Here is a 13,400-nt window from a genome sequence, read left to right as displayed (position 1 = left end):
CCACAGACGATCAACGCCAAGCGGCCTGATCCGCGGTTCTCACCGGATGCATACAATCGATCAGCTTGCCAAGCTCGTCGAGCGATGATGCGGACCGCGCCCGCCCGGCAAAACCGAACCGCTCCTGACCAATCAAACGATGCGCCACGTTCGGCCTCCCCTCTTTGGAAAGCCCATAGAATCAGTAATTAAAACCGATGTCTACACCCACCCGCGCACAGTTCTCATTAGCGCGCGACTTGTAGCCTAGAGCATAATCCGATCTAACGGAATCGAGGGGGTTTCCTTGGGCGAGAAAGTCTGATTCACCATGTCAGCTGGACGAGGAGGCCAGCCTGGCATGACGAAGTCTATCTCAGAAGATCTGCGCTCACGGGTAATTGCCGCGGTTGATGGCGGTATGTCTCGACGCGCTGCAGCGGCGCGTTTTGGCGTTGCGGCGGCGAGCGCTGTCCGCTGGGTTCGCGACTGGCGAGAGACCGGATCGACGCGGGCAAAGCCTCAGGGCGGTGACATGCGATCGCAGCGGATTGCCGCCTATCGCGACGTCATACTCGGTGCGATCGAGGAGCAGGTGTAAGCGTGGCCTAAGGCCAGCGGCCCCAGTGCGCCGCCGCAGTCGGGACAGGTGCAGCTGGACACCCGCAAAAACTCTGGCAGATTTGGCGCATTGATGACTCGCTGACCAGTGGGTTACTACGCGATTAGTTCGCATCGGATTCAGCGCTATTCCGTCGCCCAGAGCTTTGAACCCGTCATCTCTATGCTGCCTTAACGCTTCGCATGACCGCAGATTGGGGGGGGGCCGACAAAAAGGTCCGAAAAACGAATTCAACCGCAGTTGCGAAGCCTTCGATGCTACCGTCGGAATGCACGGTGGCCTTCAGGCCAAGGCCGTGCATAGATAGCAGTAGCATTTCAACCCGAATGTCGAGTTCATCCTTGATAGGCCCTTCCAGCACAGGCTCTATGATCTTGCGAATTGTCTCGCGAAAATAGTTGGCGGCCATCACGGCCATTTCCTTGACTCTCGGATTGCGCGCCGCCTCGGCCTGGACTTCCAGCCACAGGGCGGTACGGTCGCTTTTAAGAATGACAGGAAGCTCGCTCACAAAAGACTCAATAAGCGATTCGACGCTGTGGTCCTCCGACTGCCCTAATTGGCTTATGAGCAACATGAACTCGTTCATGTCGTGCTCTATCAGCGCGATCATGATCTCCTCTTTATTCTCATAATATTTATAGATGTGGCCCTTGCTCATCCCTGCCACGGCACCGATGCGGCTGATGGTCGCAGCGTGGAAGCCTTCATCCCGAACGCATGCTCTGGCTGCATTGCGGATCTGGGTTTGACGCTGTTTGACCCGTTCGTCTCGCCGCGAGATCGCTGCTGCTGACTTAGTCATCTATCTCCTTTGTGCCGCTTGCGGCGACAGCACCTACCTTGATCCGATACTTATAACTCAAATCCAGAAAAGAGCTAATATAGTTTAATCGACCGATCCGCCGCCGCATTCCTCGGTCGTCTGCGGGCGTTACGCCGGCGAACGCCTGAAACAGCCGCAAGCCCGACCTCATTCACAAGCTCCCCCGCATAAAAAGGACGATCGTTCTATTGACAGCTTGCACCTTCATGTGGATAGTCTGGCTCAATGAGGTCAGCGAAAAGGCTGCCATTAGGTTTAGTGGACAGGAGAGTGGGTATAGCCTTCAGGGCTGCTGGAAAAGTAGAAATGTTCTACCCATTTTAGGGCGTCCGCCAAATTCATTCGCTGAAAAGCGGAGAATATCTTATATTACTGCACTATTATTCAAGGGCGAAAATAAATAAGTCGAATAAAGTATGTATGATTACGAGAGAAATATTGCAATTATCCAGTCTTTACTGCCGCTGGTCAGGCAATCGATATTGGTTCGATGAACAACGAAGCAATCTGCGTGTGTGGGGTAAAATGCTCGCAACATGCCAATCTGAAGCGCGAATGTCGTCGGCACGGCAGTTCGACCGCCAATCATAAAAATGCAGGAAAAGGACAGGTTTATGCTACCATTCCAGGATAAGAATATCGTTGTTCTGGGCGCGTCCGCACGTGGCGGCACTGGCTGGGAAACCGCCAAGCTGGCTGCGGAGCAAGGCGCTCGCGTGGCCGTCGGCGCGCGGGGATTGGACGGGGTCCAGGAACTTGCCGGTCTTATCGGTGGCCTCGCTGTGCGATGCGATGCTTCGATCGAGGCTGAGGTGGAGGCGATGGCAGAGGCAGTGTTCGCCGCCCATGGCCCCATTGATGTCGCCATCATGGCCGCCGGCGTGCCCTTTGTCGGCATGATCGATGCCATCGACCCGGAGGATGTGCGGAAAGCTTTCGACATCAACTATTTTGGTCCATTCTTCTTCATCAAGCATATGGCGCGGCGCATGCGCGACGGCGGCGCTATGGTGGTGATCACGTCTACAGCGGCGTCGATGCCGGTTCCGGGCTATAGCAGCTATGGTTCCGCCAAGGCCGCAGCCCAGATACTGGTTGAACATGCCGCGCTTGAATATGCGCCGCGGGACATCCGGATCAATGCGGTAGAGGCAGGGCTGATTGATACGCCGATGTCGAAGATATTGCTGGACCATGAAGTGGCCAGGAAAGTTCTATTGAAGGAAATTCCGCTCGGTCGGCCGGTCACGCCGAGGCAGGTCGGCGCGGCCTGCCTGTGGCTGTGTCATCCTGACGCGGCCGTAACCGGTGATACATTGAACGTTGATAACGGCAATCACCTGCGTCGGAACGTGCAGCCCGAAGAGTTGCCCTACGAAGTCATGGCTGCGAACGCCGACGCGTCGTCCAAAAAATGATGAGCGGTGCCTGGCAGGGGGCACCAAGACTGCTCACGTCGTCCAACCTTTTGCATGATCGCTAGCGCGGTTCGGTTGTGGCGTCTGCTGGAAAGCAACTGGAGAATATCGTATGAACGAGATCAACAATATGCGCGGTGTTGACCAGGACGCGCAGACTTCTCCTTTGGCGACCGAACGGCAGTACGAAATTGAAGCGGCGGCAGGGGCAATCCTCAGGACGCCCGAAATGCAGAAGGCGATGGCGGCGGCGCGCCTTCTCCTGCTTGGCTTGTCATGGGCCAAGTCGGCGACGGCTCAGCAGACTCTGGACGAGGTTGTTTCCGAATGTGCAGGCTACGCACTTCTTTCCGCCGCAAGTACGGATTTTGAAAATCCCGGCCTCGTCTGGATCCAGACGCCCCAAAAAGAGTGGATGGGGCATTCGGTAACGGGGTCGCGGTTCTGCTTCGATAATCCCGACAACATATATCGTTACCTGTTCATCGATGACGCATCGACCTATGTCCTTGATTCCAAGCCCACAGGACCGACCGGCAGATTCAGCGTGGCGATCTATGTCGCACTGACGGGTGCCGAGGTCAAAAGCTGGGCGGACTGGGAACGGACCGTGGATGCCGCGGACGAGGAACGCATAATCACCGATGGTGAGGGCGCATCACGCATCACGATCGGACCTGAAGACCCCAGGGACGGCAGCCTGCACCTCCAGTCAAAGGGCGGCGTTTTCGTCATTATTCGAGAGGCGCTGAGTGACTGGCATACGCAGCGGCCTCGCGCCATGTCCTTCCGCAAGATTGCCGGACCACCAAGTCATGCGCACAGCTTTGATGACCAGGTCGCTATAGCCGCACGCTATATGATGTTCGGAGCACAAACGATCGCTCAATTTGAGCAACTATATGCATCGATACCAGTCAATGATTTCGGCGCGGCGATGATGCGTGGTCACGCAACGAAGCCGTCGATGATCACGCAAGGCCGATATCATCTGGCGGATGATGAGGCGCTGGTAGTGAACCTCCTTCCACAAGAGGCCGAATATATGAGTTTCAGCGTGACGTCGCCGTGGCTGATTTCCCGCAATGCGCACAGCAAATCGGGCAGTCGGACGGGACATCAATCGCATCGGAATAGCGATGGCACCTATACTTATGTCGTCAGTCACCAAGACCCCGGCGTAACGAACTGGATGGATAGCGACGGTTTGCGCGAAGGCTGCATGGCGATGCGCTGGGAAGGTATGCATGCACCGGTCGCTGATCCCAATGACGCTATCCAGAGCGTCAGGCTCGTCAAGTTGAGTGCCATCCGCTCCGAGCTTCCGGCCGATTTTCCATCTGTGGGGTCTGCGGATCGATCGGTCGAACTCGCAGGCCGCAGGCTCGACTATGGGTCGCGCTGCGGCGTGAATTGCACATTCGCTGGCGATTAAGGATGGTAATCGGACTCTTGAGGGTTGGCACCCCGTCAATATCGGGTGCCGGATCGTTCCCAGTCCCTTAGTCGCAAACAGCAAATATCAAGGTTAGAGGAGCCTTCAATGGACACGCTTCAGTCGACATCAAAACTGTCTGTAGAAAAATTGATCGCAGTAGCCTGCGCCGAGGACGGGTTGAACGATTTCGGCGACTTCGACCCCCGCGAAGGATTGGCGCGATTTCTTCAGGATATCAACGACAACGTCTTGTTGAATGATGACGGTATCGCAACCATTTCCGCGATCATCCACCGCTGGCTGGTCAACGGACTGCGTTTTGCCCACGACCTGAAGAAGCACCCGGAAATTCTCGACGAACAAGTCGACGATCCGCTCATCATTTTGGGCATGACCCGCGTCGGTTCGACCAAATTGCAGCGTCTGCTCGCTGCCGACCCCGACACGTTGAGCATCAGACATTGGGAATCGATGAATCCTTCGCGCATCCCGAACGCAGTGGCGAGCGAAGAAGATCCCCGCATCGGGATCGATCGAGAGATCGTCGAGGCCATGATCAAAAATAATCTCGGCCTGATGCAGTCCCATTCGGTGAAGATTGATGATGCCGAGGAAGATATTTTCGTGCAATTGCCCACCTTCAAGACGGTGGGCCACTGCTGGGTGGTGCCAGTTCCCAATTATTATGAATGGGTAAGATCTGAATCGCTGCACGGATCTTATGTCTTCCTCAAGCAGATGCTGCAATATCTGCAATGGCAGCAAGGTGGACGACAGGGCGCCAACGGCGACCGGCGCTGGATATTGAAGACGCCGCCGCACATAGGAAATATGGATCATCTGGTCGATGTTTTCCCCAATGCCAAATATGTCTTCATGCATCGCGACGTCCACGAAGTCATTGCGTCGACCTGCCGCCTGATCGAGATGCTATTCCGGACGTGCATGGATGTGGTCGATATGGAAGCCGTGGGTGCCTATGTGCTTCGGCTCTGGTCGGCGGAGATGGACCGGCATCTTGAGCAACTCGACGCCCTGGGTTCGCAGTTCGATCTCCTCGATGTGCAATATGAACGTCTTCGTAAGGACACGTTCGGCGTAGTGCGCGATATCTATCAGTTGACGGGCCGTGAGTTAACGCCGCGTCGCGAAGAAGCGATGCGTATGTGGGAGGCAAACGACTCTCATGGCGAATTTGGCAGCTATACTTATAGTTTGGAGCAGTATGGCCTGACATCTGCAATGGTGGATGCCGCCTTCGCAGAATATAACCGCCGATACTTCCAGAAATAAATGCTCGGTACGCGCCGGGCAGGAATGGGGTCGCCGCGCGGTTTTGAATATTGGGATAGCCGGTCGCTGCGAAAAGCAGGGAACTTGTCGAGCGGCCGCCCTGGTGAAACGGGAATGCGCAGAAAATAGACCGATCGTTCTAAATAAACTTGACTTGCCGGGGGTCGGTGTGCCACGCTGCGGCAGATGCCAGAAAGTCGAATCGCGCCGGGTGAGGCGGGAAGTTTCTGAAAAATAAGATCCAGAGGATTGTTGCTGAAATGATAGGCTTCCAGCATTCCGAATTGCGCGCTCGCTATGAGGCGCTCATCGATTTGGTCGCGCAAAAAAGGCCGACCCTAGCGCCCGATATCTTCAAGGTTCCGGTGAGCGAATATACCGATCGCGAACGTTGGGAGCGGGAAGTCCAGCTGCTGCGAACCACGCCCATGATATTGGCGTTGCCGAGTGAGCTGCCCGAACCCGGCAGCTATTGGGCGCTGACTCGCCTTGGCGTACCGATGCTTCTGGTGCGCCAGAAATCCGGAGAGGTTCGGCTGTTCATCAACGCCTGCCGACATCGTGGCGCGAAGGTCGTCGAGGAAGGGCAGGGCAAGAAGCCGCGCTTCACCTGTGTTTATCACGCCTGGACTTACGGGCAGGACGGACGGCTCGTGGGACTGTCCGAGAATGCCATTTTCGGGGACGTCGACAAGGCCGAATATGGACTGACCGAACTGGCCGTCGAGGAGCGGCACGGCCTGATCTGGGGCATTCTGACCCCTGGCATGCCGCTTGATCTCGATGCGTTTCTCGGGCCTGAACTTTCAAGCCTGTTGCCCAAATTTGGCCTTGAACGCTTCCGGGTGGTAAACCTCAAGGAGGTGCCTGCCGCAAACTGGAAGCTGGCCTACGAAGGCTATATCGAAACCTATCACTTCCCCAGCCTCCATGCGCAGAGTTTTGGAAGTTTCGTCATTCCCGGCGTGATCAAGGTCGATAGCAGGGGCATCCATGGTGAAATCGTGTCGCCGGTCCTGGGCATTGATACGGAATGCGACCCTTCATCGAAAGATGATCTGAAGCGCTTTGTGCAAAGCGGCTTCACCATTTTTCCGTCAACATTCTACACATGCGCAAGCACCAATGCCTTTGCGGGTGAGGAAGAGCGTGATGGCCCGCCACTTGAACGCATGTTCATGAACCAGATCCTGCCCGGCAATAGTCCGGGTGAGTCGGTGGCCATATCGCGAACCGTTGTGAGTGGCGAATTCATCGGCACGCCGATGGAGCGAGAGGTTCGTGATTGGGCTAGCCTTACCCATCAGGTGGTTATTGATGAAGATTGTCCGATCGTAAACAGTATACAGGAAACGGTATACTCCGGTGCCCAGGAATATTTCACCTTTGGCCGCAATGAGAGCCATATTCATCACTTCCACCGCGAGTTGCATAAAGCCTTGGGCGATGAGTCACTGGATGAGCGGCAATAGAATAGAAAGATGCCAACATGTGGCAGCTTCCCAAACAGGCTGAACCCGCATGATGTATTTGGTGCCGCGCAATCAATGAGCCCACCGGATTTTGATGTCGTGCGGCTCGTGCAATGTGGTGGGTAAATGTTGGAGGTCGGCATGGATGAAAAGCTGCAACGGCTCATAGATCGCGAGGAAATACGGGATCTGGTGAACCGCTTTTCGGCCTATGAAGACCGGCGGATGTGGGACGAGGCGGCCGACTGTTTCACGCAAGACGGCGTGTTCGATGAAACCGCCGTCGACGGCCCGTTGTCGATGGGCAGGGAGCAGATCAGGGCGTTTTTCAAAGAGCAGATAGATGGCGCCATGACGTTCCTGGCCCATTACGCAACCGGCCATGTCATAACGGAACAGAGCGATGATGAGGCAAAGGGTTTCTTCAACTGCTTCTTCGAGGGCGGGTTGCATGACGGTAGGATCGTGAGAGTGCATTCCTATCTGGATGACACCTACGCCCGGGTTGATGGAAAATGGTTGTTCAGGACGCACAAGGTTGTGCTTTACGGTCCGCGGCAGTTCACCAGGCCGTCCAATGAGACGGCTAGCTAAAATAAATATCAGGAGCGGGAGTTGGTATGAGAGGTTTGCGGGACAAGGTAGCGATCGTGACGGGCGCGGCCTCACCGATCGGGATTGGCTTTGCTACGGCCAAGCGCCTGGCTGAAGAGGGTGCACTGGTAGCGCTGACCGACATCAATCATGCCGCTGTCGAGGAACGGGCTGCCGAGCTTCGGCAGGAGGGCTATCGCGCGATCGGGATTGCGCATGATGCCGTTGACGAAGCATCATGGGAGAATGTCCTCCAGACCACCCGCGATGAACTGGGTCCGCTGGACATATTGGTGAACAATGCCGCCATCGCCGTGCAGGCCCATGTCGTCGATATGGAACTGTCCGATTGGCGCCGCCAGTTGGATGTCAATGGAACCACGGCCTTTCTGGGATGCCGGATCGCGACGCGCGAGTGGCAGTCATCCGGCCGGACAGGCGCGATCGTCAACGTGGCGTCCACGGCGTCGCTCGTGGCTGGTGAATATGGCGGCGCCTATTGCGCCAGCAAGGGCGCCGTCCTGATGCTCACCAAGGTACTGGCGATCGAAAATGCGAAACATGGCATTCGCGTCAATTCGGTGCACCCTGGCTGGACCAAGACGGCCATGCTCGGGGATTCGCTGGAAGATCCTGAAGCGCAGACCGCGCAGATCAAGGCGATCATACCGGCCGGGCGGCTGGGTGACCCGTCGGAAATGGCGGCGGCGATCGCCTTCCTCGCTTCGGACGATGCGTCTTTCTGCAACGGCACCGCTCTTTTGGTCGATGGCGGGCTGACGGCCCAATGATGGTCGCGAGGATTGGATAGAGCTGAAAATAGCCCTCGACCCGTCGCTGATACAAGCTGCTTATAAGGAGAGAGTTGATCATGGCCAGTGCCACAGACCCGTTCACGGGAACATCCTTCGGTCCCAGAGGCAAGCGGCCGACGACGCTCGAGGAGCGGGTGCGCCTGATCGAGGATCATGAGGACATCGCCCGATTGATGTCACTCTACACCCATTATAACGACGGCGGCTGGGAAGGGCAGGGACCGAGCCACATGGGTCCGTCTGCGGATCTCTTCACTGAAGATGGCGTCTGGGACGACTGCGGCACGATCGGCAAGGCGCAAGGTCGCGAGACGATCCGTGCGCTGTTCAATACGTTGCGGGCTACTCCTTATGTCTCGCATAATGTGATGAACCCGCTGATCGATGTGGACGGCGATGTCGCGCGGGGACACTGGCATCTGATCGCGTTGTCGAAATGGCCCAACGGCAGGCCGATCGAGGACGTTGACGGGCACTGGTCGCTCGCAATCTACAAGCTCGAGTTCAGGCGGACCAGCGAAGGCTGGCGTTTCTCCAACATGACCATCAACCGTGGCCGCGAAATGCCGCAGCGCGGCTATAATGGCCCGCCGCAATGGTCGGTGTAATGATCCTGTCTGACGACAGGAATGCGCGCCCTTCTGTCGGGTGCAGGACAACATATATAAGGGAGGCGGATTGATGCCCGGCAAAGTGACTTTTGGTTATCTCTATGACTTCCGCAATCCGCCGCAGTGGCACAGGCCCTGGGAGCAGGTGTATAAGGAAGTCATCGATGTCGCCGTCTGGACCGAGCAGGTCGGCTTCGGGGGTGCCTGGGTCCCCGAGCATCATCTCGCCCGCGACGGCTATTTGCCTTCGCCGCTCGCTGTGATTTCGGCGATGGCGACGCGCACCGAGCGCATCAAGCTTGGCACCTGGATCGCGCTCGCCCCGTTATATCATCCGACGCGCTTTGCCTCCGATTGCGCGGTGCTCGATATCATTTGCAACGGACGGCTCGATATCGGCCTGGGCATCGGCTACCGGCCCGAGGAATATGCGGCGTTCGGCGTAGACTTCACCAAGCGTGGTCGCCTGTTCGACGAATGGCTGGAGGTCGTCACCCGGCTGTGGGCGGGCGAAACGGTCCATTACGCCGGGCAGCATTATCAGCTGGACGGCGTCAAGATGATGCCGCCGGCCCCGCGCGGCCGTATCCCGCTATATATCGGTGGCTTCGCGCCCAAGGCGATCGACCGGGTCCTGACTTATGGTGACGGCTATGTAGGCACCACCGACGGGGCCGACATCTATCTCGAAAAACTGCGCACGCAGGGCAAGGATGTGAGCGAGGGCAAGGTGCGGCTCGGCGATTTCTTCACCGTCGTTGCCCGCGACCCGGAACAGGCGTTGGAGGAGCTGGCACCCCATTTCCACCACGTCAACAATACATATGCGGAATGGGGTGGCGAGGGCATGGACCTGATGAGCCTCGACGAGTTCAAGATGTGCGGCAAGATGGAGATACTGACCCCGGACGCCGCGGTCGCGAAATACAAGGCTTTGCAGGAACGCATGCCGCTCGACCATGTATCGATGATGATGCCGGCGGGCCTTCCCGCCGATCGCTTCATTCCCTACGCACAGCTGTTCGCCGACGAGGTATTGCCGGCGTTCAACTGATGAAGCGCGGTCATATAGGAGACATCAGATGAATCTCGGCACACTTGCAATCTGGGCCAGCGTCAATGGACCAATCGGCTTTTTCGAGGACGAGAAATCCGGCGAACTGGGACCGGCGACGGCCGAACGCCTTGCTCGTTTCGCCCGCCATGTCGAGAAACTTGGCTATGACTCGATCTGGATGCCCGATGCCTTCGGCCGCGATCCCCTGATCGCGTCGGCCTGGCTGCTGGCCAACACGACCAGGCTGAAGGTGGCGACGGGCATCATCAGCATCTATTCGCGCGATGCGATCGCCATGCGGGCGGGGGCCGATGCGCTTAACGAACAATGGAGCGGCCGCTTCATCCTGGGCCTTGGCGTTTCGCATCGCGAGGCCGTGGAAGGCATGCGCGGCCATCAATATGAAAAGCCGCTGCCCGCGATGCGTTCCTATCTGGAGGCGATCGCCAAGGCACCTTATCATGCCGTACCGCCGGCTGAGCCGACCACGATCGTGCTGGCCGCGCTGCGCGAGAAGATGATCGAACTGAGCGGTGAGCAGGCGCAGGGTACGCACAGCTACCTAGTGAGTCCCGAGCATAGCGCGCAGGCGCGCGCCATCCTGGGTCCCGACAAGCTGCTCTGCGTCGAGCAGCCGCTGGTCCTCGAAGCCGACCCCGCAAAGGCACGGGCGATCGCGCGTAGCGAGGTGGAATATTATCTCACCCTGCCGAACTATCTTAACTCGTGGAAGGCGCTTGGCTTTTCTGACGATGATCTCGCCAATGGTGGCTCGGACCGGTTTGTCGACTCGATCGTGGGCTGGGGTGACGAGGCTGCGCTGCGCAGGCGCATCGAGGAGCATCTGAGTGCAGGTGCCACGCAGGTCTGCATCAAGTCGCTGGCACCAGGCGGCGGCACCGATATGCGGATCATCGAGTTGCTCGCACCTGGCACCTGATCGGCCAACCGTATAAATGAATGGGGAGTGATTCTTGTGCGCGCTGTTACCGCTGATTTCGTCAATAAAACCCATTCGCCGCGTGTTTCGGAAATCGAGCAGCCGACGCTATCGGACGGCGAGATTCTGGTGCGCATTTCCTATGCCGGGATGAACGCGGCGGACTGGCAATATTCGCAAGGGATGGTGCCGACTATTGCCGACAGCAATATCAACATCATGGGCTTTGAGGCGGCAGGCGTGGTCGCGCGCGTGGCACCTGGTGTCACCAACTTTCGCGAAGGTGACCGTGTCATGTTCGCGCGAAGCCGCGCGACCGGGGATACGGGGACTTTTGCGGACTATGTCGCTTTCCCCGCCAATCTGGCGTGCCGGGTCCCTGACTGGATGTCGATGGAGGAGGCGGGCGCTACGCCCATCTGCTTCCTCACTTCCTACATCTCGCTGTTCGCCGATGACCTGGGCAATGGCAAGCCCGGGCAGAAGATACTGATCCATGGCGGATCGGGCGGCGTGGGCAGCTTCGCCATCCAACTGGCGAAATATGGCGGGCTGTTGGTGGCCGCGACGGGCAGGGCGGTCAATCGGGACTATATGATCGGGATGGGGGCGGACCTCGCCATCGACTATACCGATCCGGAAAAAAGCATCGTCACTTATACGCGCGAGTGGGCACCCGAAGGCGTCGACATCGTGTTCGATGCCGTAAGGCAAAATACCCTGCCCGACGCTCTGGCGGCATTAAAGCCGGGCGGAACGCTGGTCAGCATATCTACGGGTCTCGATACGAGCAATCTGGACGAACAGATGCTTGCGTCGCAGGCGCTCGGCTTTCGGCATGTGCGCTGCTTTGCCCATTGGCCCGAACGGATAGACAAGGTGCCGCTGGTCAATATTCTCGATCAGCAGGGCATTCGTATCCCCCCGGTCGAAGTGGTGGAACTCGCCGACCTCCAGTCCGCGATAGAGCGGCTGAAGGGCGGGCATAATCGAGGCAAGCTCGTGCTGAATATGGCAGGCGGATAAGCTTGGGCGGCAATTATAGAAAAGGGGGAGCGGTGATGCGTTTGGAAACTGGCAGCCTTGAGGTTCAGGGAAGCGTGGCCCCCGGATATGGGGGCGTCCGCGCTGCCTTTGAGGATAATCTGGCATCGGGCCTGGACGTAGGGGCGGCTTTCGCCGTCTATCGAGACGGCACCGCGGTGGTAGACCTGTGGGGCGGAAACCGCGTGGAAGATCGATCCATCAGGATCACGGATCGCACGTTGTTCGGCGTCAATTCCACGACGAAGGGCGTCGCGTCGATCTGCATCGCGATGCTAGTCGATCGGGGCAAGCTCGACTATGAAACTCCCGTCTCGGCCTATTGGCCGGAATTCGCAGCGAACGGCAAGGCTGCGATCACGGTCGGCGAAATGATGTCGCATCAGGCCGGCCTGGTCGGCGCGCGCGAACCGGTGACACTGGACGATTATATCGCCCATGATGGCATTGCAGCCATGCTCGCTGCGCAGGAGCCATTCTTTCGTCCAGGACTGTGGGGCTATCATGCGCTGACCATCGGCACGCTGGCCGACGAACTCATCCGCCGGGTCGATGGCCGGACCGTCGCCCGCTTTTACGAGGAAGAGATAGGCTCGAAAATCGTTATCGACGTCTATCTGGGGCTGCCGATCGAGGACGATGATCGCTATGCCGCCATGTTCGGACCGGACGACGTGGCTGCTATCGATTTTGAAGTCCCCAATCTCGAAGCCATGGCGGCCGCACTGGCCAATCCGATGATCGCCTGGGACTTTCCCAACCAACGCTACTGGCGCGCGGCGGGGCACTCGTCGGGCGGCGGGACCGCGAACGCGCGCGGCCTGGCGAAGCTCTACGCCCATCTCTTCAGCGATGAGCCAAGGTTGCTGAGCAAGGCGGTGCTGGAACAGGCGACCCGCGAACGTGTTGCCGGCTTCGACCAAGCCATGGGCTTTCCCGGTCGCTACGCAGCCGGGTTCCGTCTCAATGACGGTGCGATGGGGCCGAATCCGGCATCATTCGGCCATCCGGGTTTTGGTGGCAGCGTGGCCTTTGCCGATCCGGCGCGCAGGATCGGCGTGGCCTATACGACCAACACCATGCGGAACCCCAACGCGCAATGGCTCGACCCGCGCGTCGCCCCTTTGCTCGATGCGCTTTATGCAGCCGAGGCGGCGAGCTGAAGCGACGTCATGGCCTGCTCTGGAAGGGGCCCGTCGCCACGCGGAATCACCTGACGGATACTTCGGAATGAACTAGGGCGCGGACTCATTACGCATTGCACCACAATCGGATGCAGATGAGCTTGATG

General features: G+C 58.1%; 14 protein-coding genes. 12 read left to right on the top strand and 2 right to left on the bottom strand.

What is annotated here, in order from left to right; translation table 11 throughout:
* Positions 1-10: 10 nt before the first annotated feature.
* Positions 11-148: a hypothetical protein gene (locus tag ACODR8_RS19540; protein ID WP_489008797.1), complete on the bottom strand. Its 138-nt coding sequence runs from the start codon at positions 146-148 to the stop codon at positions 11-13.
* 192 nt (positions 149-340) lie between these two features.
* Here ACODR8_RS19540 and ACODR8_RS19535 point away from each other — a divergent pair, with 192 nt between their 5' ends.
* Complete coding sequence (locus ACODR8_RS19535) at positions 341-580, top strand: helix-turn-helix domain-containing protein (RefSeq protein ID WP_489008796.1); 240 nt, start codon at positions 341-343, stop codon at positions 578-580.
* Positions 581-761: 181 nt separating this feature from the next.
* Here ACODR8_RS19535 and ACODR8_RS19530 read toward each other — a convergent pair whose 3' ends face one another.
* Positions 762-1,406, bottom strand: coding sequence for a TetR/AcrR family transcriptional regulator (locus ACODR8_RS19530; protein WP_489008795.1), 645 nt, complete (start codon positions 1,404-1,406; stop codon positions 762-764).
* Positions 1,407-2,020: 614 nt separating this feature from the next.
* Here ACODR8_RS19530 and ACODR8_RS19525 point away from each other — a divergent pair.
* The 11 genes from ACODR8_RS19525 (at position 2,021) to ACODR8_RS19475 (ending at position 13,272) form a co-directional block, all read left to right on the top strand.
* Positions 2,021-2,845 carry an SDR family NAD(P)-dependent oxidoreductase gene (locus tag ACODR8_RS19525; protein ID WP_489008794.1) on the top strand — a complete coding sequence of 275 codons (825 nt, stop codon included), beginning with the start codon at positions 2,021-2,023 and terminating at the stop codon, positions 2,843-2,845.
* A 112-nt stretch (positions 2,846-2,957) separates the two neighbouring features.
* Positions 2,958-4,280 carry a hypothetical protein gene (locus ACODR8_RS19520; RefSeq protein ID WP_489008793.1) on the top strand — a complete coding sequence of 441 codons (1,323 nt, stop codon included), beginning with the start codon at positions 2,958-2,960 and terminating at the stop codon, positions 4,278-4,280.
* Between the two features lie 108 nt (positions 4,281-4,388).
* Entirely contained in the window at positions 4,389-5,576 is a 1,188-nt protein-coding gene (locus ACODR8_RS19515) for a sulfotransferase family protein (RefSeq protein WP_489008792.1), read from the top strand.
* Between the two features lie 260 nt (positions 5,577-5,836).
* Positions 5,837-7,048: an aromatic ring-hydroxylating oxygenase subunit alpha gene (locus tag ACODR8_RS19510; protein WP_489008791.1), complete on the top strand. Its 1,212-nt coding sequence runs from the start codon at positions 5,837-5,839 to the stop codon at positions 7,046-7,048.
* Between the two features lie 141 nt (positions 7,049-7,189).
* Complete coding sequence (locus ACODR8_RS19505) at positions 7,190-7,642, top strand: nuclear transport factor 2 family protein (RefSeq protein ID WP_489008790.1); 453 nt, start codon at positions 7,190-7,192, stop codon at positions 7,640-7,642.
* Positions 7,643-7,668: 26 nt separating this feature from the next.
* Positions 7,669-8,433, top strand: coding sequence for an SDR family NAD(P)-dependent oxidoreductase (locus ACODR8_RS19500; protein WP_489008789.1), 765 nt, complete (start codon positions 7,669-7,671; stop codon positions 8,431-8,433).
* 80 nt (positions 8,434-8,513) lie between these two features.
* Positions 8,514-9,065, top strand: a complete 552-nt coding sequence (locus ACODR8_RS19495) for a nuclear transport factor 2 family protein (protein ID WP_489008788.1) — start codon at positions 8,514-8,516, stop codon at positions 9,063-9,065.
* Between the two features lie 73 nt (positions 9,066-9,138).
* Positions 9,139-10,122, top strand: a complete 984-nt coding sequence (locus ACODR8_RS19490; protein ID WP_489008787.1) for an LLM class flavin-dependent oxidoreductase — start codon at positions 9,139-9,141, stop codon at positions 10,120-10,122.
* A 28-nt stretch (positions 10,123-10,150) separates the two neighbouring features.
* On the top strand, positions 10,151-11,065 hold the full coding sequence (locus ACODR8_RS19485; protein WP_489008786.1) for a TIGR03620 family F420-dependent LLM class oxidoreductase: 915 nt from the start codon (positions 10,151-10,153) through the stop codon (positions 11,063-11,065).
* Between the two features lie 36 nt (positions 11,066-11,101).
* Positions 11,102-12,091, top strand: coding sequence for an NADP-dependent oxidoreductase (locus tag ACODR8_RS19480; RefSeq protein WP_489008785.1), 990 nt, complete (start codon positions 11,102-11,104; stop codon positions 12,089-12,091).
* 35 nt (positions 12,092-12,126) lie between these two features.
* Entirely contained in the window at positions 12,127-13,272 is a 1,146-nt protein-coding gene (locus ACODR8_RS19475; RefSeq protein WP_489008784.1) for a serine hydrolase domain-containing protein, read from the top strand.
* Positions 13,273-13,400: the final 128 nt, after the last annotated feature.

Source organism: Sphingobium sp. FG58, assembly GCF_057809055.1.
Note: the sequence above shows the minus strand (reverse complement) of the source record. Positions and strands in the feature narration are given on the sequence as shown.

Bases quoted from the DNA above. Each gene is read 5' to 3' on its own strand.
- ACODR8_RS19495 (WP_489008788.1), top strand. From the start codon at position 8,514: ATGGCCAGTGCCACAGACCCGTTCACGGGAACATCCTTCGGTCCCAGA.
- ACODR8_RS19510 (WP_489008791.1), top strand. From the start codon at position 5,837: ATGATAGGCTTCCAGCATTCCGAATTGCGCGCTCGCTATGAGGCGCTC.
- ACODR8_RS19500 (WP_489008789.1), top strand. From the start codon at position 7,669: ATGAGAGGTTTGCGGGACAAGGTAGCGATCGTGACGGGCGCGGCCTCA.
- ACODR8_RS19525 (WP_489008794.1), top strand. From the start codon at position 2,021: ATGCAGGAAAAGGACAGGTTTATGCTACCATTCCAGGATAAGAATATC.
- ACODR8_RS19485 (WP_489008786.1), top strand. From the start codon at position 10,151: ATGAATCTCGGCACACTTGCAATCTGGGCCAGCGTCAATGGACCAATC.
- ACODR8_RS19535 (WP_489008796.1), top strand. From the start codon at position 341: ATGACGAAGTCTATCTCAGAAGATCTGCGCTCACGGGTAATTGCCGCG.
- ACODR8_RS19490 (WP_489008787.1), top strand. From the start codon at position 9,139: ATGCCCGGCAAAGTGACTTTTGGTTATCTCTATGACTTCCGCAATCCG.
- ACODR8_RS19520 (WP_489008793.1), top strand. From the start codon at position 2,958: ATGAACGAGATCAACAATATGCGCGGTGTTGACCAGGACGCGCAGACT.
- ACODR8_RS19530 (WP_489008795.1), bottom strand. From the start codon at position 1,406: ATGACTAAGTCAGCAGCAGCGATCTCGCGGCGAGACGAACGGGTCAAA.
- ACODR8_RS19505 (WP_489008790.1), top strand. From the start codon at position 7,190: ATGGATGAAAAGCTGCAACGGCTCATAGATCGCGAGGAAATACGGGAT.
- ACODR8_RS19515 (WP_489008792.1), top strand. From the start codon at position 4,389: ATGGACACGCTTCAGTCGACATCAAAACTGTCTGTAGAAAAATTGATC.
- ACODR8_RS19475 (WP_489008784.1), top strand. From the start codon at position 12,127: ATGCGTTTGGAAACTGGCAGCCTTGAGGTTCAGGGAAGCGTGGCCCCC.